Genomic DNA, 20,511 nt, shown 5'->3' with positions numbered 1-20,511 from the left:
ACCTGCCCTGTTTTCAAGGCTTTTTGGTCATGTCCGTTCCGTCATCCGCATCCTTGCCCTTGCCCGTTTTTACGGATAACCCCGTGGCGTTGGCGCAGGCTGGCCGGTATGCCGAAATCTGCGTCGATGCCGCGCGCGTGCTGGCGGACTGGCGGCGCAGCTTGTTCGCACACGAACTTTTGGACGCGGACGGCCGCGTCAAGGGCGACGAAGACCTGTCGGAAACGCGTCTTGAAAAACGCGAAGCGGCGCGCGCAAGGCTGCGTTCCGGCGCGGCGCTGGAAAAGCCAATCCTAGGCATCGGTATATTCGACAATGTCGAGATCGGCGCGGGGTCGGATGTGTTGGCGTTGCTGGTGCTGGAAGGGTGCACCGCGGTGCCCGTCCATGTCCGCAGCGGGCAGGTTTCCGACTTCAAGGCGTTTGTGGTTTGAAAAACCCCGCCGCATCGGGTTTACTCCCGATCATGGATACGACACATACGCTGAAGCTCACCAATTCCCTCGGCCGCCGCAAACAGGTCTTCGAGCCGCTTGATCCCGCGCGCATCGGCGTCTATGTCTGCGGCCCCACGGTCTATAACTACGCGCATATCGGCAATGCGCGGCCCGCGGTGGTGTTCGACGTGCTGCGACGGATTTTGACCTTGTTGTACGGGCGGGTCGAATATGTTTCGAACATTACCGACATCGACGACAAGATCATGGCCGCGGCGCAGGAAACGGGCCAGCCGATCGATGCGATCACGCGCAAATACACCGATATCTATAACGCCGACATGGCTGCGTTGGGCGTACTTGCGCCGGATCGCCAGCCGCGCGCCACAGACACGATCCCGGAGATGATCGCGTTGATCGAAAGCCTTGTCGCGCGCGGGCACGCCTATGAAGCAACAGGTCATGTGCTGTTCCACGTGCCGTCGTTTCCGGATTATGGGCGCCTGTCCGGGCGCAATCGCGACGAGCAGATCGCGGGCGCGCGGGTCGATGTCGCGCCCTATAAAAAGGATCCCGCCGATTTCGTTTTGTGGAAGCCGTCTTCCGACGACCAGCCGGGTTGGGAAAGCCCGTGGGGACGCGGCAGGCCGGGCTGGCATATCGAATGCTCGGCGATGGCGGAAAAATTCCTGGGCCGCGATTTCGACATTCACGGCGGCGGGCTGGACCTGACCTTTCCGCACCATGAAAACGAAATCGCGCAAAGCGTATGCGCGCACGACGATACAGGTTTCGCGCGGGTGTGGCTGCATAACGGGTTTTTGGCGGTCGAGGGCGAAAAAATGTCGAAGTCGATCGGCAACGTGCTGCTGGTCCACGATTTGATCGCGCACGCGCCGGGCGAGGCGATTCGCTTTGCGCTTCTGGCCACGCATTACCGCCAGCCCTTCGACTGGACGCAGGCGGGGCTGGAGGAAGCGGTCCGCACGCTTTCGCGTTTTTACGCGGTCATCGAGGCTGCGGGGCAGGCGGCGGAAGGCGGCAAACCGGACGCGGCCTTTATCGACGCGTTGTGTGACGATCTGAACACGCCGCTGGCCATCGCGCGGCTGCATGCGCTGGCCAAGGCCGGGGACGGCGCGGCTTTGCGCGCGTCGGCGCAGATCATGGGGTTGCTTGCCGAGACACCGGCGGAGTGGCGCGCGGCGCTTGAACGTACGGGGCGCGTGCGCCGCGTCGATGCGCAGGCGGTCGAGAAACTGGTGGCCGAACGCAACGCCGCGCGGGCCGCGAAAAACTGGGCGGAATCGGACCGGTTGCGTGACGTGCTGGCCGCGATGGGCGTGACGCTCAAGGACGGGCCGGGCGGTACGGAATGGTATGCTGAATAGGCTACAGGCGGATGCCTGTGACCTGCCAGTTTACGCCGTGACGGGTAAGCAAGGCTGCGGGTTTGCCTTCAGGGCTGGTCAGCACGAACTGATCCGTTGAAATCCAGTGGCCGTCGCGCAGCACGCGTTTCCATGAATCGCTGATGCCCAGCGCCTCGCGCGGCTGGCGGTCCTTGAGAACGGCGACCATCGTATCCGGGGTGACCAGCGACCCCGCCGCCGCGCCCGCCAAGTTGCCGATCATTTTTCCAAGCCCGCCGCCTTCGGCCTGTCCGCGCGCGGCCAGATCGCGTTGAAGATAGGCCTGTACCGCCTGCACGTCGACATAGGTGGCGACGGCCTTCGGGTTTTCATCCTCCAGCGCGGCGGCAAGGCGCGTGACGGTGTAGTAGGGCGACAGGAAAAGGGCCAGTGCGACAAGCACGGTGAGAGCGATGATGGTCTTGAGCATGTCGTGAATTTAGGGCGTGCGCGGCGCGGAATCAACCAGCGCCCAGCGCTTTGGATTCTGTTCGCTTTGAATCATCACATAATCAAAGAGTTCGGCTGCGCGCGTCCACGGCACAGCAAAGCGCATTTCGTTGTCGAGGATATAATCGCCTTGCGCGGTGCGTGCGGTCAATACGGCGTGGGTCGTGCGGTCGGCGAAGTCGGCCTGTTTCAGACGCACGATCGTTATCAGCAGTGATTCCTCAGGCCAACCCAGGTCCATCAGGCGGCGGCGCTTTTCGATCACGATGTCCTCGCAATCACCGATATTGTCTTGCGGATAATCCCAGTGATCGACGAGGTCGGAGTTAAAGAAAATGTCCTCGTTGACCTCGCGGTTGACGTCGTTGAGTTCGCGCATCCGCCGCGTGGTCAGTTGCGGGCGGGCATAGGATGGCGCGGCGGGCAGGCAATCCTCGGGGTGGCGGCGGCAGAAATCGAGAAAGCCAGCGGGCGCGCTTACGCTGGCGCCCATGGGGATCATGCCTACGGGGCGGTCCCATGGGTCGGTTGGCTGCATGGCATGCGTGACGCTATACGGCACAAGTGATGCCAGCATGCCCAGTGATACAAGTATGTGCCTGAATTGATGTTTCCAGAACATTGGTATTCTTTAATTTATGTTATGGCATTTGTCCATTCCATAATTCAAATCAGGGCTTTTAGCGGGTAAAAAAAACAGCGGAATGGAAACCATTCCGCTGTCCGTGTTGGGTTCAGGCCGGTTCAGGCGGCGCGGGTCGAAGAGGCCCCTTCGGTCATCGAGGGGTCGACCCAACCGATATGCCCGTCGGGTCTGCGGTAGACAACGTTCAGCCCACCGGATTTGGCGTTCTTGAACAGCATGAAATCCTGATCGGCCAGATCCATGCGCATCACCGCCTCGGAAACGCTGAGCGCGGGAATCTGGGTCGTGGTTTCGGCGATGATTACGTGGTCTTCGCTGCCCGATAGCTGTTGCGGCTCGTTCATCTGGGCGGTTTGTTCGTTTTCCTCCAGATCCGCCTCGTCGGTTTGGAGGGTGTAGTCGCGCGCTTGCAGATAGGCGCTTTCCGGTGTCTTTTCCAGCCGCTCATGGTGGTCGCGCAGGCGCGTCTTGTAACGGCGCAACTGCTTGCCCACGCGTTCAAGCGCGTCATCGAAGGCGGCATAGGCATCGGCATTTTCCGATGTCGCCTGCACCTTGATGTCGTGACCGACATGGAAAGTTACGGCAGAGCGGAAAAGATAGTGCCCTTCGCGGCTGAAAAAGACGGTCGCGGTCGTGACGCGGTTGAAATACTTGGATTTCAGATTTTCCATCTTTTCTTCGATATGGGCGCGTAAAGCTTCGCCGACATCCACGTGTTGGCCTTTGACGGACAGATTCATGGATTGCACTCCTGAATTTTTGTTTATGGGACAAGGGGCAATATAGCCGGTTTAGACATGGGCCTGAAGCCCCCTTATTTCAAGTCTGGTCTTTATTCTTTAAGAAGATTTTAACTTAGCCGAGGGCGGACTTGTTTTTCAGGCGGCGGCGGCGTTCGGACGACGCGCCGATGCCTACCGCCTCGCGGTATTTCGCGACCGTGCGGCGGGCGATGTCGATTCCTTCGGCCTTGAGTTTTTCGGCGATGTCATCGTCAGACAGCACGGTATCCAGCGTTTCCGCGTCGATCATGGTCTTGATCTTGGCCTTGATGGCCTCGGCCGCCAGTTCGGTGCCGCCCGCGGCGCCGACGCCGGAATCGAAAAAATATTTGAGTTCAAAAAGCCCGCGCGGCGTGCCGATGAATTTGTTCATGGTGACGCGGCTGACCGTGCTTTCGTGGACGCCCACCGTTTCGGCGATGTCGCGCAGGGTCAAGGGTTTGAGGAATTCGACGCCGAACAGGAAAAACCCGTCCTGCCGTTCGATGATTTCCGAGGCGACCTTGAGGATCGTCTGCGCGCGCTGGTCCAGCGCGCGGACCAGCCAGTTGGCCGAGGCCAGCCGGTCGTTCAGATAGGTCTTGTCCTGTTTGTCCATGTGTTTGAGCCGGTCGGCCTGTCCCACATGCGCGTTCATCACGATGTTCGCGTATTCACGGTTGACCAGCACGCGCGGCAGCGTGTCGTGGTTGAGTTCGACTTTCCAGCCGCCGCCCAGGTGTTTCGGGATCGGGCGCATCACCACGTCTGGCAGGGCGGTTTGGGCTATGCTGTGATCGAAGCTGGCGGAAGGCTTTGGGTTGAGTTCGCGAATCTCGCGAATCATGTCGGCCACGTCCTCGACCTCCACCCCACAGATACGGGCCAGTCCCTTGAGATCGCCGTCCGCCACTTTCTGCAGATTGGCAAGGCAGGCCTGCATCGCGGGGTCGAGGCGGTCGCGTTCGGCCAGTTGCAGGGCCAGACATTCGGAAAGATCGTGCGCGAACACCCCGGACGGATCGAAGGCCTTCATGCGCTTGAGCAGCGCGTCGATCCGCGCCTTCGGGCAACCCAGTTGCTGGGCCAGAATTTCGATGTCCTCGCGCAGATAGCCGGCTTCATCCAGACGGTCGATCAAAAGCGTGCCGATCATACGATCCGCCGGCTGGTCGGCCATGATCGTCAGTTGTTCGATCAGATGCGCGCGCAGGGTCTTTTTTTCCGAGACGCGGTCGGTGAAGCTTTCGTCGTTTTCATCGAAACTGACGCTGCCGCCCTTGCCGACATTCGCCCAGTCGGATCCGGTGTCGAAGCCTTCGCCGGCGAAGGCTTCATCCATCGGGTCGCTTTCGCCGCCTTCGGGTGCGGATTCCGGTGCGACGTCGTCTGAACCGCCATCCTCGCCATCCGGGGATTTTTCGTCTTTTTCAAGGAAAGGGTTTTCGGCCAGTTCGTTTTCAAGATAACCGGCAAGCTCGATATTATTGAGCTGAAGCAGCGAAATCGCCTCGCGCAGTTGCGGCGTCATGACGAGCGCCTGCGCGTTTTTCAGTTCCAGCGTGATCTTGGGCTTGAAATCGGCCATGCGGCGCAAGGATAGCACCGCACGGCCCGGAATCAGAGCGAGAATTTTTCACCCAGATAGACGCGCTTGACCTCGTCATGCGCGACAATTTCGTGCGGGCTGCCTTCGGTCAGTACCTGGCCATCGTGCAGGATATAGGCGCGGTCGACGATATCCAGCGCCTCGCGCACGTTGTGGTCGGTGATCAGTACGCCGATCCCGCGTGTCTTGAGATAGGCGATCAGCATACGGATGTCGCCCACCGCGATCGGATCGATGCCCGCCAGCGGTTCGTCAAGCAGCATGAATTTCGGGCGGCAGGCCAGCGCGCGCGCGATTTCCAGCCGCCGCCGCTCGCCGCCGGAGAGGGCGACCGAGGGGGTGTGCCGCAAATGCGCGATCGAAAATTCCTCCAGCAATTCTTCAAGAAAGCGGTTTTGGTCGGCGTCGCTCAGGTCGCCGCCCTGAAGGACCGCGCGGATATTGTCTTCGACGTCGAGGCCGCGAAAGATCGAGGCTTCCTGCGGCAGATAACCGATGCCCAAACGGGCGCGGCGGTACATCGGCAGGCGGGTGATGTCCTGTCCGTCGATCAGGATGTTGCCCCCATCGGCGTGGATCAGCCCGGTCATGATGTAGAACAGCGTTGTCTTGCCCGCGCCGTTAGGACCAAGCAGCGCGACCGATTCGCCGCGTTCAACGCGCACGGACACGTCGCGCAGCACCGGGCGCTTCTTGTATGACTTGGCGATATGCAGGGCGGACAGGCCGGGTTCGACCGGGCGCAGACGCGCCTTGTTTTTCGCTTGTGTGTTCGCGCTTGCGTTCATCGCCTTAAGGGATAGATCAGGACCCGAAATCCGTCAACTTTCATGCGGTTCATTGCGAGTCGGGGTAAAATACCCCGCGTACGCGGCCATCGTCGCTGGTTGCGCCAGTTCCGGTCGTAGCCGGGCCGCCGAATATTTTGGAAATATTGGTGTTCATGTCGATTTCGCCGCGTGCGCCGGTAATCACGTTCGGGCCGCGGTCGATGCGTACGTGCCCGGTCACGGTCGCAGTGTTGCTGGCGGCGTAATAGATGCCACGATCGCCATGCAGTACATCGGTCGGCGTGGTGATAACGACGTTGCCTATGGCCTCCATCTCCTTCATTTTCGAGGTGCCGTCCGAGGCTTTTTCAAAGCGGCCGATCAGACGGTCGGCGGTGATGACGTCGCTGCCGCGGGTGGCACGCGCGTTGCCGTACGCATTCGCCTGGTTTGCGCCGGCTTCATAGGTGAGTTTGTCGCGGGCGGTAACGGTATCGCCGCCGTTCGAGGTCAGTTTCAGATTGCTGCCGGTCAATTCGGCATAGCCGCTCGCGACGTCGTAATAGCCCTGATCGCCGGTGGCGGTGGAGCCGTCGGAGACGACGGTGACATTGCCCGCCGCGTCGATACGGGTAATGGTCGATCCCTTGCCGGTCTTGCCATCGACGTATTTCGCGGTCAGCGTGTCGCCGTGCAGTTCGCTCGTACCCTGTTTCGCGACCGCAAGCCCGCGTGCGATATAAAGTTTCTTGTTGCGGTTCCATTCCAGCGATTTTTTCGCCGTCACCTCGATCGGTTCCTTCGAGGGCTTGAAATCCTGCGCGCCCGCCGCGCCTGCGTACAGCAGGGTCAGCACGATCAAGGCAATACGGAACGGCATCACGGTCATGGCTTGCCTTTCGGTTCAGTGGCGGTCTGGCTTGGCGCCGGGTTTGGCGTGTCGCCAGTGGAATATAAAATCAGTTTCGCCGGGCCGGCAAAGATCGTCACCGCACCGCCATCGGTCATATCCATACCCTGCGCGGTCAGGTGGCCTTGCGGCCCGTCGATCGCAACCGGCATGTTTGTGTGGGAATCATTGGTCATCAGATCCACGAAAAGCTCTTGCGTGGTCATAGTCGTGCCGTCGGAACGGGTCAGCACGACATCGGATTCAAGGGTCAGGTGCCGACTTTCCTGCGCGTACAGACCCTGTTTCGCCTGTGCGGAGAGGGTGGTATCCGCGTTTAGGCGCAACGTACCGCGCGGGTCTTCCAGAATCACTGTATCCGGGTCGTCGTTCTTTTGAATCGCCTGTTTCGCAATAATGCTAAACGGGCGACCATTGGAGTCGAGGGCCGAAAAATCCGCCCCGATCAGCCGGTTTTCGGATGCGGCCTTTTCCAGCGCGGCCTTGTCCAGTCTGGAGGGCGCGAAGCGGCGCTGTGCCAATTCGGTTTCGATTTTGGGCCAGATCATGACAACGCCCAGGATGCCCAATGCTGTCATCGGGAGGATGCGGCGCAAATGGTGGACAAAGCGCGAATAGGCGCGTTCGGCCGGGGCAAAGCGAATATTGCGGCGGCGATCGGTCAGTGCCTCCAGCCGTATGGGCGGGGGGGCATCGCTTTGTGGTCCTTTTTCGGTGGATTCGGCCATAACCCTGTTATATCGCGGCGGTCACAGAACGCCAGCCTGCAAGCAGGTCTGAAGGCGGATCAGGCCCGCAAGGCGGCCATCCTTCATCACCAAAAGGCTGGTGATTGGGGTTTTGAAGGTCCTGAGCATCATGTCCACCGCCTCGGCCGCCAGCGCGTCGGGGGCGATGGATTTCGGGTTGGCCGTCATCACCGCGCCCGCGGTTTGGGTGAGCAGCGTCGGTGACATATGCCGTTTCAGGTCGCCGTCGGTGATGATGCCTGCGACCGTGCCTTTTTCGTCCTCGACGATGACGCAACCTAGATTCTTTTCCGTCATCACCAATAACGCCCTGTCCATTGTGGTGGCGGCGGCAATGACCGGAAGATCGGCCAGCGGGTCCATCAGGTCCGAAACCTTTTTCAGGCGTTGGCCCAGCTTTCCGCCGGGATGAAAGACGCGATACTGTTCCGGAGTCAGGCCGCGACGTTCAAAAAGCGTGACCGCCAGCGCGTCGCCCAGCGCCATAGCGGTGGTGGTCGAAGTGGTCGGGGCCAGACCGTTGGGGCAGGCCTCGGGCATGTCGGGCAGGGCCAGCACAACGTCGGAATGCTGGGCCAGAGTCGATGCCGGTTTCGCGCTTATGCCGATCAACGGAATACCGAAACGGCGGGTATAGGCGATGATGTCGGAAAGCTCAGGCGCTTCGCCGGAATTGGAAATCGCGATCACCGCATCGCGTTCGGTGATCATGCCCAGATCGCCGTGGCTGGCCTCGGCGGGGTGGACGTATTGCGCCGGGCTGCCGGTCGATGCCATGGTCGCGGCGATCTTGCGCGCGATGTGGCCGGATTTTCCCATGCCGGTGATGATGACGCGACCGCCTGTTTTGAGCGCCTTTTCCAGTGTTTCGATCGCGTGCACAAAACGTCGGTCAAGCGCATCCGCCAACGCACCCAACCCGTCGCGTTCGGCGAGGATGGCGGCGCGGGCGGTATCGAGGGCGTCTTTCATCGGGGGTATCAATGCGCGAAAATATCCGGATCTTCCCATTCAAGAAGATCAAGCTCGGCGCGGGTGGGCAGGAAGTCGAAACATTCCTGCGCCAGACGGTCGCGTTCCTCGCGCTTTAAAAGCACGTCGAGTTTTTCTTTAAGCGCGTGGAGGTGCAGGACGTCGTTGGCGGCGTATTGCAACTGTTCGTCGGAAAGCGTGTCCGCACCCCAGTCCGAAGTCTGTTGCTGCTTGCTGATTTCAACCTGCAAAAGGTCGCGTAGCAGCTCCTTAAGGCCGTTGCGCTCGGTATAGGTGCGGGTCAGTTTAGCCGCTAGTTTGGTGCAATAGACGGGCGTGGTGCGCACGCCCAGATAATGTTGTATCACCGCGATGTCGAAGCGGGCGAAATGAAAGATTTTGAGCAGGCGCGGGCTTGCCAGTACGGCCTTGAGGTTTTTTGCATCCTCGTAATCGTCGGGGCCTAGCTTGACCAGATGCGCGTCACCGTCACCGCCCGAGATCTGAACCAGGCACAGCCGGTCGCGTTTTGGCTTCAGGCCCAAGGTTTCGGTGTCCACCGCGATCGCGGGGCCGAAGGATAATCCGTCGGGCAGGTCGCCGTGATGCAGATGAATGGCCATGGGATGTTTCCAATCGTATTCGGGTGGCCTTGAAGTATGGTGCCCAGAAGAGGACTCGAACCTCCACGCCTCGCGGCACAGGTACCTGAAACCTGCGCGTCTACCAATTCCGCCATCTGGGCATTCTATTTGGTCGGCTTACTTACCAAACCGTCCGTTAAAAAATGCGCCCTTTCCTTAACCTGCATTGTCAGGCCTGTCAATTGGCTGATAGAATAGCGGGATTGCCGGTCCTGCCGTGGCCGAAACAACCCTTTCCTGCCGGATGCCCGCACCATGAACATCCTGATTATCGACCGTGACCGTGATTCCTGCGAGCACCTGCGCGGTCTACTGGAAGACGAGGGGCGCAACCGCGTTGCGGTGGAGCCGATCAAGAACAGCGCCATCGAACTGATCCGCAAGGAAGATTTCGACGTTATTTTTTATGACCCCGTACCGCAGAACGAAATGCGCTCTTTCATCGTCGGCGTGCGGCGCAGCACCGGGGCGTTTCCGCCGTTCGTGCTGATTACGCACAATCTTACCCGGGCTCAGGCGCTGGCGGCGGGCGGAAATGCCATACTGCAAAAGCCGATCGACGATGCGAAAGCGCTCAAGGCCGCGCGCGATGCGGCCTCGATTTCCAAAATCTCACGGTTGATGGCCGACGAGTCGGAGGATTTCCCCTCCAAAAACGGGATCATCGCGAAATCCGCGTTCAACCAGCTCTGGATCACCTCTCTTGACCGTGCAGACCGGCACGGCGAGGAATCATTCTTTATTTTCATCGAGGTTGAAAATCTCGACCAGATCGCCGCCAAGGATGGGGCTGAGGCCGCGGCGGAAGTCGCCGGCAATCTGCGCAAGACAATTAGCCGTACGCGCCGTACGTCTGATATCGCCGGGCATATCAGGTCCGCGCAATTTTGCCTTTTGCTGTCACGGCCATCGCGCGAGGACGAGCCATTTCTGGCCGCCAACCGTTTTGCCGAGTCGCTTAAAGAGAATCACGACCTGATCTCGACCACGCCGACGCGCGCGATTCTAAAGATTTCGCTTCTTTCCGTTCCTTCGGGCGAAACGCCGATCGAGCATATTGTCGGACGCGATTCCTGACACATTTCATGCTGATGTCTTACGAGCCAGACCCGGATCGCGGCATTCGCGAACAGCTTTTGCGTCTTGCCCGCGCGGCAGGGGCCGAAGCGGCGGACGTCGTGGCCATGCGCGCGCAGACGCTGGATGTCAGCGTGCGCAAAGGTGCGCTTGAGGATGCAGCGCGGGCCGAAAGTTTCGGCGTTGGTTTGCGCGTGTTCAAGGGCAAACGGCAGGCCTATGGGTCGAGCGCGGACACCAGCCCTGAAGGCCTGCAACGGCTGGCCGAGCAGGTGAGCGCGATGTGCGGCGCGGTACCGGAAGATCCTTTCACGCGACTGGCGGAACCTGCGGAAATGGCGCGCGGATGGATTATTCCAGACCTGTACGATGCCGCGCCCGCACTTTCGGTCGCGCAGCTTGGCGATCTTGCGCGCGCAGCCGAGGATGCGGCGCTGGCACAGTCTGGCATCACCAATTCCGATGGTGCCGGGGCCGGACAATCCGTGCATTGGATCGGGCTTTCGACCAGTACGGGTTTCAGCGGCGGTTATGCGCATGGCGGCACGCATGTTTCGTTGGGCGTGATCGCTGGCAAGGGCGACGGGATGGAAACCGATCATGCCTCGGCTCAGGCCACCTATGCCACGGATCTTGAAAAACCAGAATCGGTGGGCTTACGCGCCGCCACACGTACACTGGCGCGGCTGGGTGCCAGACCGGGAAAAACTGGTGCGTTTCCGGTGGTGTTCGATCGACGGATCGCGGCATCGCTTTTGCGGACGCTTTCACGCGCGATTTCCGGGCCGCGCCAGGCCAAAGGTACAAGTTTCTGGCAGGAACGTATCGGTACGGCAGTGTGCGCATCCGCGATCACGGTGATTGACGACCCGCTTAAGCCGCGCGGCCTGCGGTCGGTGCCGTTCGACGCGGAAAGCTTGCCGGTCGCGCGGCGGGCGATGGTCGAAAACGGGGTGTTGAACGGGCTATACCTCGATTTGCGTTCGGCGGGGCGGCTTGGTCTTACGCCGAGCGGTCATGCTTCGCGCGGGCTTTCGTCACCGCCGGGACCAAACCCGTCCAATCTTTGGATCGCGGCGGGTACCGTCACGCGTGACGACATGATCGCGGGTATCGACGAGGGGTTTTTGGTGACCGAGCTGATGGGGGCGAGCATCTCGCTTTCCACAGGGGATTATTCTCGCGGTGCATCTGGATTCTGGATACGCGGCGGTAAAGTTGTCCATCCCGTCGCCGAGATGACCATTGCGGGAAACCTCAAGGACATGTTTCTCAACATGGTTCCGGCGGACGACCTCGAATTCCGCGATGGCGTCGATTCCCCTTCGCTTCTGGTCATGGGCATGACCGTGGCAACGCGCTGATATTGTTTCGTCATCATGCGATGACGAAAGCGTTCAGACGCCACGAGAGGCTTCGCGCTATCGCGCGGGTTGCAGTCGCAACCCTCATACCGATTCTCATATAATGAATGAGAATCGGTATGACGTACGGCCGTACGACCCTGGTTTTCCGGCATAAAATTTCTTATGCCGGACTTGGTAATCATTCGCGAATACGGCACAATTGTGGATAAGTGGTCAGCTTTTCCCCTTTCGATTCCAACATGATGTCAATTTTTATCCACCGTGTTTCAAAATATCTGATGATATTCGGCGTGCTGGTGCTGGCCGGATGCTGTAACCATGCCTGCGCGCCCGCCGCGCCGATGGCGGTTGATGCGCTCCACAAGCCACAACCCGTTTCCAGCGTGCCACATGTGATTGTCACGGGCGACGTGCTTAAGGTCACGGTTTTCGGTGAAAGCGATTTGAGCGGCGATTACATCGTCGGGGAAGATGGCGAAATCGCCATGCCGTTGATCGGCGCGGTGGAGGCGGCGGGACAGACGCTGGAATCCCTGCCCGGCGACATCGCCGGGGCGTATCGCGCCGGTTACCTTAAAAATCCAAACGTCACGGTCGAACTTAAAAGCCGCGGGGCGTCATGAGCATGTTCAGCGAGGTTCCGGTGCGTGACGGCGCGGTTTTGCGCGCGCGCGGCGCGTATGCGGGGCATGCGTGGTTGCGGCTGGCCGACGCGCTTTGGCGCGCGCGGCGTATACCGCTGCTTTGCATGACTGTGGGCGCGGGGCTTGGGTTGGCGCTGTGGCTGGCGCTGCCACCGGTTTATAACGCACGCGCGCAGATCATGATCGCGGACGGGGCGCGGCAAGACAGGTTGTTAGGCGGATTGCTGGAATCCGAAGTTGCGATCGCGCAGTCGGTGCCGGTGCTTTCCAAGGTCGCCGGGCGGCTGAATTTATATCGCGACCCGGTGTTCGCGCGCACGGGCTTTCTTGCCCGCATATTCAGACATGACCGTGACGAAAGCGCGGCGGCCGCGCGCGTGATGGGGCGACTGCGGAGGATGATCAGCGTCCACGTGCATGGCGGCACAAGTATCATCGACATGGATGCGCGTGCGGCGGATCCGGCGCGCGCGGCGCAGATTGCGAACGCGCTGCTGGCATCGTATCAAGAGCGCAAGGTGGACGAGCGTTTCGAACAGTCGCGCCAGATCGGTGCGTGGATGGGCAAGCGGCTTGAAAGCATCAAGGCGGAAGGCGATTCGGCGCGGCAAGCGCTTGGCGATATTCGTGTTGCGCATGTACGGCTTGCGCCGGGCGGCGCCGATCTGTCGGGTGCGCGCATCACGCTTTTGAATGGCGACATCGCGCGCACGCAAAACGATATCGCGACACTGTCGGCACAATTAGGCGCAATAAAAAAGGATGGCGGCAGCGGGCCCGCGACGCTTGTCGAGGTTCTGAAATCGCCGCGCATTAGCGCGCTCAAAAAAAGCGAGAGCAGGCTTGAGGACGAGCTTGCGCAGATGAGCGAGCGTTACGGCGATCTGCATCCGAAAATCATCGCCAAGAAAGCCGAAATCACACGGATGCGCCGCGCGATCGTGCGCGAAACGCAACTGGCGGTCACCGCGATCGGACAGAATCTGGAGGCCGCGAAGGCCAAGCTTTCGGCTCTGGAATCGCAGGTCGCCACGATAGACGACAATATCGATTTTGACAGCCGTTTGCAGGAACAGACGCGGACGCTGGAAAGCCAGATCGCGGCGAATGACCGGCTTTATGCCGATTTTATGATGAAATATCAGGAAGAAATGGCACAAAGCGAGTTGGCGGGTGCGGATATCCGGGTCATCAGCATGGCAACGGTGCCGGAGCGTCCCGACAATGCAGTGCGGGCGCGGCTGGTTTTGCTGCTTGCCGCGGTTGGCTTCGCTGGTGGGTTTTTGTTCGTGCTTTCGCGCATTTTACTGGCGCGCGGTTTCACCACCGCCGACCAGCTTGAGGCGATGACCGGATATCCCGTACTGGCTGCGGTTCCGTTGGCTAGTGCCCGTACGCCTGATGGCGTACATCACAGCGTAATGCAAAATCCTGCCGCCATTCTTGCCGAGTCCTTGCGCGGCTTGCGCATCAGTCTGCGCTTGCGCAGTGAGATGAACAACGAGGCGGGCGGCAGGCTGGGGCGGCGGGCGCGGGTGATCGCGTTTACCTCGACACTGCCGGACGAAGGCAAGACGTCGCTTGCCGTGATGCTGGCGATGATTGCCGCCAAGGCGGGCGAGCGTGTGTGCGTGGTCGATTGCGATTTGCGTCGGCCTAGCGTGCATAAGGCGTTTCGTATCGGCAACGCACGGGGATTGACCGATTACCTTGGCGAGCGGCTGGATATCGATGATGCGATCTATCGCAAGGATCCTTCGGGCGTGCATCTGCTGGCGGCCAAAGCCGTGCCGTCCTATTCGCTTACGCTTTTGACATCGGGCCGGATGGAAACGCTGATCGAAACGTTGCGCGAGCAATACGATCTGGTCATTCTTGACGCGCCGTCGTCACTGGCCTTCGTGGATTCACGCGTGCTGGCGCGCATGGTCGACCAGACGCTGTATGTCGTTGCGTGGAACCGTACGCGTCGGGATACCGTGCTTGCCGCGCTCAAGCCCTATGCCGATATGGGGTATGCCGGGTTGTCGCTGGTGCTCAACAAAGTCGATCTGGACGCCTATTGCCGCGATTCCGCAGCAGGGGTTGTTTATCGCTATGGACAGGAAGGTGGCGAAGACGGCTCTCTGGCTCCGGCTTGACAGACGGCATGTGAATTCCGTATTATAGGTATATTGTCCTAGGAGGACTCTGCCCGGACCGCTGCTGCGGCCCGGGTTTTTTTATGTCCGAAACCCGTTTCAAGGAGATTTTTTCCATGACCACACTTCCACTCGATTCCGACCAGTTTCCGATTCCAGCGCTGCGCCTTAAACCCACAGGTGGCGCGCACGCCATTGCCGCCTCCACGTCCAGCGCGCGCAACGGCACCACGTTTGACGCGAATACCCGCGTGGTTTCCGTCTATGCGACCGGGAATGTCTATTTGCGCTTCGGCGGGGCCAGTGTTGCGGCGACGAATGGCGATCACTTTTTTCCAGCAGGCGTGTATTATGATTTCGCGATCGGCGGCGGCAAGATCGGGCAATTTTCAAATTTGGCCGTGTTGCGCGCGGACGCCAGCGACTGCATGGTGTACGTGTCTGAAAAGGCCTGATTTCAGGCGTTTTTAACCGCAGTGCGGGAGCGCAGCGCGGTGGTCAACGTGCCGTCGTCCAGGTAGTCAAGTTCACCGCCAACAGGCATGCCATGGGCCAGCCGGGTGATGCGGACATTCATCTGCGTCAAACGATCGGTCAGATAATGCGCGGTGGTCTGGCCGTCGACGGTTGCGGAAAGCGCAAGCACGATTTCCCCGACTCCGCCTGCCGCCACGCGTTCCAAAAGTTCGGCGATGCGCAGATCGTCGGGTTTGATTCCGTCAATCGCGGAAAGCACGCCACCGAGCACATGATAGACGCCGTCATAGGCACGGGTGCGCTCGATGGCCCAGATGTCAGCGATGCCCTGCACGACGCAGACGATTTCGTGGTTGCGGCGTGGTCCCGCGCAAATCATACAGGGGTCGCTGGCATCCAGATTCCCACACGTATGGCATGTCCGAACATTGCCGTATGTCTTTTCCATCTGGAGCATCAACGGTTTCATCATCCCTTCGCGATCCTCCAGCAATGTCAGGGCCAGACGTCTTGCCGAACGCGGACCAACGCCCGGCAGGCGCGCGAGTATGCGGATCAGATCGTTGATGTCGGGGCTGGTCATGCGGGTTCCGGGATTTCGATGTCGGTGTAAATGAAGGCCGGGTTTGCACCTTGCGCACGCAGGGTGGCATAGACCGGCGGCATCATGGCGTGCGGCCCGCTGATATAAATCGCATGATTCGCAAGGTCGGGGGCAAGATCCTGAATCAATCGGTCAGGTGTGATGTGGCCGGAGGCCAGATGCAGGGTCAATTCACCTGTCGCGCGCAACTGGTCGAGTTCGCGCGCGCAGTACAGAGTTTGCGCATCGCGTGTGCCATAGATCAAGGTCAGGCCTTCCTCGGTCAGGCCGCGGCGGGCGATGTCATAGGCCAGCGCCAGCATCGGCGCGATACCTGTGCCGCCCGCGACCATCAGAACTGGGCGTGCCGTTGCGTGATCGGCGATCATTTCACCGAACGGGCCTTGGATGAATACCCTGTCGCCGCACTTGACGGATTTAGCGAGATGGCGGCTCAATCCACCACCTGTGTCGCGGATGTGAAAACACATGTTTCCGTCCATCGAGGGGGCGGCGGCCATTGAAAACGGGCGCGGCTCAAAACCGTCGCTGTGGATCAGTGCGTATTGCCCCGCGCGCCAGTGAAAATGCGCCTGCGGGTGCAGGGCCAGGACACGTACATCTTCCGCCCGGTCCTCGATCGCGACGATTTTCGCTTCGATGGTGCCGGGTTCATGTTGCGTATCAGAGGAAACCATGGTGCGTACGGCCTAGTTGTTGAGGCGCGTACGGCCCGTCGGGTCCTTGTAGACGAAATATTGCGGCGGGACGGGTACGCCGAGCTGCAGATCGCTTAAGGTCATGCGGGTGGTCAGGCCCTGCGCGTCGACGACACTCCACGACCGGAGCATGAACGGATCGAGGGTGAAATCGACGGTCAATTGGCCCGCGTCCGGGTTTTTGGTCTGGACCATGGCAATCGACACCACGCCGTCATGTTCGCGCACGGCGCGCACGGTGACGTCACCGCTCAGGCTTGCCTTCTTGCGCAGCAGGAAATCGGCCAGCGTGGTGCCGATCGGCGCGGTCGAGGTCTGGCGCTGCTGCGCATCGTAGAAATAGATGAACACGCCGTCCGCGACCACGAAATCCTTGGCTGGCGGGTCGTATTCAAAACGCAAACGGCCGGGGCGCGAGATATAAAAGGTGCCGGCGGCCGTGCTGCCGTCATAGGCTTGCTGGACGAAGCGGGCGCGGCCGGTTTTCAGGTTGCGCAGCCAGTCTTCGGCCTTGCGCACATATTCACGGGCGTCGATTTGCGTAGCCTGAGTCGCGACTTGCCGCTGCGCGGCTGTTTCCGGATAGGAGCGGCGGGCGTCCTGCGCGCAGGCGGGCCATGCGAGCAGAACCGCAAGAATTCCGGCGGCGAAAGAAAACGGGACGTTTTTCATCATTTTTTTCATGGTTGCCAGCATAAGCGCGCATTGCGGCCTTGGGAAGGCGCTGAAATGGCGGGTCGTGACCTTTTCAGTCCAACCCGACATAGGCGCGTATATCCGCAGGCGTCCAGCCCTGTTTGCGCAGCGCATGCAGTGTGATGGAATGGTCGCGCTTGGCGAAACGCTTGCCGGTTTTCGGGTCCAGAATCATTTTGTGATGCGTGATTTCAGGTGGTGTATGGCCCAGCAGGCGAAAAATCAGGATATGCAGATCGGCGATGTCGGCCAGATCCTCGCCGCGAATGATTTGGGTCACGCCCTGATCGGCGTCGTCCATCACGCAGGCGAGGTGATAGGACGTGCCGACATCCTTGCGGCCCAGAATGACGTCACCATGACGCGCGGCGGCGCGTTCGCCCGTGATTTCGATCGCGCGCGCCATGTTCAGGCGCCAGGAAAAAGGCAGGCCGCGCGCCAGTTTTTCGTCCTCGCGCGGGTCGGGTGCGCCGGTAAATGCCTGCGCGTGTGCGTGCGCGTGTGGGGCGCCCATGCTGTCCGCGATATCCTTGCGGGTTTTAAAGCAGCGATAGACAAGGCCGCGCGCGTGCCACTCGCGCAGCTGCGCCTCATAGACCGCAAGGCGTTCCGATTGGCGGCGCACCGGCCGTTCCCACGCAAGGCCCAGCCACGCCAGATCCTCGTAAATCGCGGTTTCGTATTCGGGTTTGCAGCGCGTGTTGTCGATGTCCTCGATCCGCAGCAGGAAACGCGCGCCCGCGTGCGCGTTCAGGATCGCGCTGTAGGCATGGCCGGGGTGCAGATAGCCGGTGGGCGAGGGCGCGAAGCGGGTGACAGGCCGGATGTCAGCGGTTTCCAACCAGCACTTCCCGCTTGCCGACATGGTTGGCGGGGCTGATGACCCCTTCTTTTTCCATGCGTTCGATCAGCGTTGCCGCGCGGTTGTATCCGATCTGGAGGTGGCGCTGGATGAAACTGGTCGATGCCTTGCCTTCGCGCGCGACGATCGCGACCGCCTGATCGTACAGGGTGTCGCCGGACCCGCCGCCGGGGCCGCCGAACATGTCGCCGGTTTCGCCGTCGTCGCCGCCTTCGGTGACGCTTTCGACATAATCCGGTTCGCCCTGCGCGCGCAGGTGTTCGACGATTTGCTGGACTTCGTCGTCGGAAACAAACGGGCCGTGGACGCGCTGGATGCGCCCGCCCGCAGCCATGTACAGCATGTCGCCCTGGCCGAGAAGCTGTTCCGCGCCGCCTTCGCCCAGAATGGTGCGCGAGTCGATTTTGGATGTGACCTGAAAGGAAATGCGGGTCGGGAAGTTCGCCTTGATCACGCCGGTGATGACGTCGACCGACGGGCGCTGGGTCGCCATGATGATGTGAATGCCGGCGGCGCGCGCCATCTGCGCCAGGCGCTGGACCGCGTTTTCGATCTCTTTGCCCGCGACCAGCATCAGGTCGGCGAATTCGTCGACGATGACGACGATATGCGGCAATTCGACCAGTTCGATCGGCTGTTCCTCGTAGATCGGCTTGCCGGTTTCGGGGTCGAAGCCGGTCTGGATCTTGCGGGTCAGGACCTCGCCCTTGCCGCGCGCCTCGCGGATGCGCTGGTTGTAGCCGTCGATGTTGCGGACGCTGAGCTTGGACATTGCGCGGTAGCGCTCCTCCATCTCGTGCACCGTCCATTTCAGGGCTACCACCGCCTTGCCGGGCTCGGTGACCACGGGGCTGAGCAAATGCGGAATGTCGTCATAGACCGAAAGCTCCAGCATCTTGGGGTCGATCATGATGAAGCGGCATTGTTCCGGGCTGAGCTTATACAGCAGCGAGGTGATCATGGTGTTGACCGCGACCGACTTGCCCGAGCCGGTGGTCCCGGCGACCAGAAGGTGCGGCATGCGCGCAAGGTCGGCGATGATCGGTGCGCCGCCGATATCCTTGCCCAGCGCCAGCGGCAGCTTGCATTTCGATTCGGCGTAGTCGTCGGTCTGGAGCAGCGAGCGCATGTATACCATGCGGCGTTTTTTGTTCGGAATCTCGATGCCGATGACATTGCGTCCCGGCACCACGGCGGCACGCACGGACACGGCGGACATGGAACGCGCGATGTCATCGCACAGGCTGATGACGCGGCTGGATTTTGTCCCCGGCGCGGGTTCGAGTTCATACAGTGTGACCACCGGGCCGGGATGGATTTTCACGATTTCGCCGTTGATGTTGAAATCCTCCAGCACCTGTTGCAGCAACTCGGCGTTGCGGGTCAGGATTTTTTCGTCGTGTTCCTCGCCCGCGTTTTCGTCCGGTTCCTCTTGCAGGATTTCAATATCCGGAAATTCCCATTCATCCTCGCGCAGGGTCAGAGCGTTCTGGCGCGGCTTCTTTTTCTTGATGGGTTTTTTCAGTTTTCGGACAAGGGAATCGTTGCTCGGCCTGATCGCCCGCAGCAAGCCGCCGCCGCGTTCTTCTTCCCCGTCGTCATCGTCCTCATCCTCATCTTCTTGTGCGTCCTCATCCTCGTCATCGGCGTCGACGATGTCGTCTTCCTCGTCGTCTTCATCTTCGTCACTACTTGCGATGGCTGGGGCGCGGCGCATGTTGCGCGCGGTGGTTGCGCGGCGGCGCGGCGAGAGATCGTCGTCCGCATCGCCGGATGAAAACCAACCGTGGATGCGCGCGACAATGGCGGCAGTGCCCATCGTGACCCATGCGGTGAAAGACAAGGCGATGCGCCCGGCATCGCCCCAGTTGGATGCAGGCATTCCAAGCGCGAGGCCAGCCAGAATCAGGGCGGCGACGCCAGAGAGGAGTGCGGTGATCAGGAAGGCCGCCCCGCCCGTCCATGGCTGGATCGCGCCCGCGATGCCCGAAAGCATGCCTGTACCTGCAACGCCGCCCATGTAAGGCACGGGTGCCCATGATTCCGGTGCGCCGATACGGGCGCAGGCAATGGCGGCGACAAGGGTCGCGAAAACGGCGAAGATCAGGCGCAGCCCCAGACCGAACACAGTTTCGGACCGGCGCAGGACCATAAAACCGCGGCCAAGTGCGATCAATGCGGGCAAGATGCCCGCGATGCCGATGGTCTGGACCAAGGCGTCGGCAATTGTCGCGCCGAAGCGCCCGCCTAGATTCGCGGGAATGGCGGCTGAGGCGTTGTTAAGCGAAGGGTCACCGGGCGTATAGGATGCGAGCGCAAGCAGGACATAGGCGCCGGAGCACAGCAGAATCAGGCCCCAGGCGTCGGTTGTGCGGGCGCGGAGGAAGCGGCTGACCGGTTCGGGCAGGAAGCGGCGGGACGTGTCGCGGCGGCGATAGCTGGCGGCGTAGGAGGCGCGGGGCATGGAACCTGTAATTTTATGGCGGATTTGCTTGAGTCTGGCCGAGGGCCAGCGCAGCGGATTCTATCTGAATCGAACCTTTCATACAAGGAAAAGGCATTCTTATGACATTAACGCTTTT

The 20,511-nt window shown here is 60.7% G+C and carries 21 protein-coding genes and 1 tRNA gene; 7 read left to right on the top strand and 15 right to left on the bottom strand.

Annotated features, from left to right (window positions below):
• Positions 1 to 29 precede the first annotated feature (29 nt).
• Positions 30 to 434: a hypothetical protein gene (locus H6866_03710; GenBank protein USO08328.1), complete on the top strand. Its 405-nt coding sequence runs from the start codon at positions 30 to 32 to the stop codon at positions 432 to 434.
• Between the two features lie 32 nt (positions 435 to 466).
• The gene (locus H6866_03705; protein USO08327.1) at positions 467 to 1,828 is read left to right on the top strand and encodes a cysteine--tRNA ligase; all 1,362 of its coding nucleotides are present in this window, start codon (positions 467 to 469) and stop codon (positions 1,826 to 1,828) included.
• Between the two features lies 1 nt (position 1,829).
• On the opposite strand, the gene H6866_03700 is transcribed toward H6866_03705, so the two are convergent.
• The 10 genes from H6866_03700 to H6866_03655 form a co-directional block, all read right to left on the bottom strand.
• The gene (locus H6866_03700; protein ID USO08326.1) at positions 1,830 to 2,279 is read right to left on the bottom strand and encodes a DUF2939 domain-containing protein; all 450 of its coding nucleotides are present in this window, start codon (positions 2,277 to 2,279) and stop codon (positions 1,830 to 1,832) included.
• Positions 2,280 to 2,288: 9 nt separating this feature from the next.
• Entirely contained in the window at positions 2,289 to 2,876 is a 588-nt protein-coding gene (locus tag H6866_03695) for a transglutaminase-like cysteine peptidase (GenBank protein ID USO08325.1), read from the bottom strand.
• A gap of 167 nt (positions 2,877 to 3,043) precedes the next feature.
• Positions 3,044 to 3,688 carry a ribosome-associated translation inhibitor RaiA gene (gene raiA, locus H6866_03690; protein ID USO08324.1) on the bottom strand — a complete coding sequence of 215 codons (645 nt, stop codon included), beginning with the start codon at positions 3,686 to 3,688 and terminating at the stop codon, positions 3,044 to 3,046.
• Positions 3,689 to 3,803: 115 nt separating this feature from the next.
• Positions 3,804 to 5,297 carry an RNA polymerase factor sigma-54 gene (rpoN, locus tag H6866_03685; protein ID USO08323.1) on the bottom strand — a complete coding sequence of 498 codons (1,494 nt, stop codon included), beginning with the start codon at positions 5,295 to 5,297 and terminating at the stop codon, positions 3,804 to 3,806.
• A gap of 32 nt (positions 5,298 to 5,329) precedes the next feature.
• On the bottom strand, positions 5,330 to 6,106 hold the full coding sequence (gene lptB / locus H6866_03680) for an LPS export ABC transporter ATP-binding protein (protein ID USO08322.1): 777 nt from the start codon (positions 6,104 to 6,106) through the stop codon (positions 5,330 to 5,332).
• Positions 6,107 to 6,155: 49 nt separating this feature from the next.
• A complete protein-coding gene (locus tag H6866_03675; protein USO08321.1) occupies positions 6,156 to 6,977 on the bottom strand; it encodes an ostA-like family protein in 822 nt (273 codons plus the stop codon).
• Entirely contained in the window at positions 6,974 to 7,726 is a 753-nt protein-coding gene (gene lptC / locus H6866_03670; protein ID USO08320.1) for an LPS export ABC transporter periplasmic protein LptC, read from the bottom strand. The genes H6866_03675 and lptC overlap by 4 nt, the downstream gene beginning before the upstream one ends.
• A 21-nt stretch (positions 7,727 to 7,747) precedes the next feature.
• Positions 7,748 to 8,719, bottom strand: coding sequence for a KpsF/GutQ family sugar-phosphate isomerase (locus H6866_03665; protein ID USO08319.1), 972 nt, complete (start codon positions 8,717 to 8,719; stop codon positions 7,748 to 7,750).
• An 8-nt stretch (positions 8,720 to 8,727) separates the two neighbouring features.
• Positions 8,728 to 9,342, bottom strand: coding sequence for a ribonuclease D (locus H6866_03660; protein ID USO08318.1), 615 nt, complete (start codon positions 9,340 to 9,342; stop codon positions 8,728 to 8,730).
• A 37-nt stretch (positions 9,343 to 9,379) separates the two neighbouring features.
• Positions 9,380 to 9,464: transfer RNA gene (locus H6866_03655), tRNA-Leu, on the bottom strand.
• A 154-nt stretch (positions 9,465 to 9,618) separates the two neighbouring features.
• Here H6866_03655 and H6866_03650 point away from each other — a divergent pair.
• The 5 genes from H6866_03650 (at position 9,619) to H6866_03630 (ending at position 15,047) form a co-directional block, all read left to right on the top strand.
• On the top strand, positions 9,619 to 10,440 hold the full coding sequence (locus tag H6866_03650; protein USO08317.1) for a response regulator: 822 nt from the start codon (positions 9,619 to 9,621) through the stop codon (positions 10,438 to 10,440).
• Positions 10,441 to 10,454: 14 nt separating this feature from the next.
• A complete protein-coding gene (locus H6866_03645) occupies positions 10,455 to 11,804 on the top strand; it encodes a TldD/PmbA family protein (GenBank protein ID USO08316.1) in 1,350 nt (449 codons plus the stop codon).
• 242 nt (positions 11,805 to 12,046) lie between these two features.
• A complete protein-coding gene (locus H6866_03640) occupies positions 12,047 to 12,430 on the top strand; it encodes a polysaccharide biosynthesis/export family protein (GenBank protein ID USO08315.1) in 384 nt (127 codons plus the stop codon).
• On the top strand, positions 12,427 to 14,592 hold the full coding sequence (locus H6866_03635; GenBank protein USO08314.1) for a polysaccharide biosynthesis tyrosine autokinase: 2,166 nt from the start codon (positions 12,427 to 12,429) through the stop codon (positions 14,590 to 14,592). The genes H6866_03640 and H6866_03635 overlap by 4 nt, the downstream gene beginning before the upstream one ends.
• Positions 14,593 to 14,786: 194 nt before the next feature.
• Positions 14,787 to 15,047, top strand: a complete 261-nt coding sequence (locus H6866_03630) for a hypothetical protein (protein USO08580.1) — start codon at positions 14,787 to 14,789, stop codon at positions 15,045 to 15,047.
• Positions 15,048 to 15,049: 2 nt separating this feature from the next.
• On the opposite strand, the gene recR is transcribed toward H6866_03630, so the two are convergent.
• The 5 genes from recR to H6866_03605 all read right to left on the bottom strand — a co-directional run bounded on the left by recR (position 15,050) and on the right by H6866_03605 (position 20,393).
• Positions 15,050 to 15,652, bottom strand: coding sequence for a recombination protein RecR (recR, locus tag H6866_03625; GenBank protein ID USO08313.1), 603 nt, complete (start codon positions 15,650 to 15,652; stop codon positions 15,050 to 15,052).
• Complete coding sequence (locus H6866_03620; GenBank protein ID USO08312.1) at positions 15,649 to 16,350, bottom strand: hypothetical protein; 702 nt, start codon at positions 16,348 to 16,350, stop codon at positions 15,649 to 15,651. The genes recR and H6866_03620 overlap by 4 nt, the downstream gene beginning before the upstream one ends.
• A gap of 12 nt (positions 16,351 to 16,362) precedes the next feature.
• Positions 16,363 to 17,055 (bottom strand): outer membrane lipoprotein carrier protein LolA, encoded by a 693-nt coding sequence (locus H6866_03615; GenBank protein ID USO08311.1) that lies wholly within the window; start codon positions 17,053 to 17,055, stop codon positions 16,363 to 16,365.
• A gap of 64 nt (positions 17,056 to 17,119) precedes the next feature.
• The gene (gene gluQRS / locus H6866_03610; protein USO08579.1) at positions 17,120 to 17,893 is read right to left on the bottom strand and encodes a tRNA glutamyl-Q(34) synthetase GluQRS; all 774 of its coding nucleotides are present in this window, start codon (positions 17,891 to 17,893) and stop codon (positions 17,120 to 17,122) included.
• A 1-nt stretch (position 17,894) separates the two neighbouring features.
• The gene (locus H6866_03605) at positions 17,895 to 20,393 is read right to left on the bottom strand and encodes a DNA translocase FtsK 4TM domain-containing protein (GenBank protein ID USO08310.1); all 2,499 of its coding nucleotides are present in this window, start codon (positions 20,391 to 20,393) and stop codon (positions 17,895 to 17,897) included.
• Between the last annotated feature and the right edge of the window lie 118 nt (positions 20,394 to 20,511).

The organism is Rhodospirillales bacterium (assembly GCA_023898805.1).
GTDB lineage: Bacteria > Pseudomonadota > Alphaproteobacteria > Micavibrionales > UBA1664 > UBA6145.
Note: the sequence above shows the minus strand (reverse complement) of the source record. Positions and strands in the feature narration are given on the sequence as shown.

Coding starts and splice junctions, on each gene's coding strand:
- H6866_03645 (USO08316.1), top strand. CDS start 10,455: ATGTCTTACGAGCCAGACCCGGATCGCGGCATTCGCGAACAGCTTTTG.
- rpoN (USO08323.1), bottom strand. CDS start 5,297: ATGGCCGATTTCAAGCCCAAGATCACGCTGGAACTGAAAAACGCGCAG.
- H6866_03700 (USO08326.1), bottom strand. CDS start 2,279: ATGCTCAAGACCATCATCGCTCTCACCGTGCTTGTCGCACTGGCCCTT.
- H6866_03710 (USO08328.1), top strand. CDS start 30: ATGTCCGTTCCGTCATCCGCATCCTTGCCCTTGCCCGTTTTTACGGAT.
- H6866_03665 (USO08319.1), bottom strand. CDS start 8,719: ATGAAAGACGCCCTCGATACCGCCCGCGCCGCCATCCTCGCCGAACGC.
- recR (USO08313.1), bottom strand. CDS start 15,652: ATGACCAGCCCCGACATCAACGATCTGATCCGCATACTCGCGCGCCTG.
- H6866_03695 (USO08325.1), bottom strand. CDS start 2,876: ATGCTGGCATCACTTGTGCCGTATAGCGTCACGCATGCCATGCAGCCA.
- H6866_03620 (USO08312.1), bottom strand. CDS start 16,350: ATGGTTTCCTCTGATACGCAACATGAACCCGGCACCATCGAAGCGAAA.
- lptC (USO08320.1), bottom strand. CDS start 7,726: ATGGCCGAATCCACCGAAAAAGGACCACAAAGCGATGCCCCCCCGCCC.
- H6866_03605 (USO08310.1), bottom strand. CDS start 20,393: ATGCCCCGCGCCTCCTACGCCGCCAGCTATCGCCGCCGCGACACGTCC.
- H6866_03705 (USO08327.1), top strand. CDS start 467: ATGGATACGACACATACGCTGAAGCTCACCAATTCCCTCGGCCGCCGC.
- H6866_03635 (USO08314.1), top strand. CDS start 12,427: ATGAGCATGTTCAGCGAGGTTCCGGTGCGTGACGGCGCGGTTTTGCGC.
- H6866_03615 (USO08311.1), bottom strand. CDS start 17,055: ATGAAAAAAATGATGAAAAACGTCCCGTTTTCTTTCGCCGCCGGAATT.
- raiA (USO08324.1), bottom strand. CDS start 3,688: ATGAATCTGTCCGTCAAAGGCCAACACGTGGATGTCGGCGAAGCTTTA.
- H6866_03650 (USO08317.1), top strand. CDS start 9,619: ATGAACATCCTGATTATCGACCGTGACCGTGATTCCTGCGAGCACCTG.
- H6866_03660 (USO08318.1), bottom strand. CDS start 9,342: ATGGCCATTCATCTGCATCACGGCGACCTGCCCGACGGATTATCCTTC.
- H6866_03640 (USO08315.1), top strand. CDS start 12,047: ATGATGTCAATTTTTATCCACCGTGTTTCAAAATATCTGATGATATTC.
- H6866_03675 (USO08321.1), bottom strand. CDS start 6,977: ATGACCGTGATGCCGTTCCGTATTGCCTTGATCGTGCTGACCCTGCTG.
- lptB (USO08322.1), bottom strand. CDS start 6,106: ATGAACGCAAGCGCGAACACACAAGCGAAAAACAAGGCGCGTCTGCGC.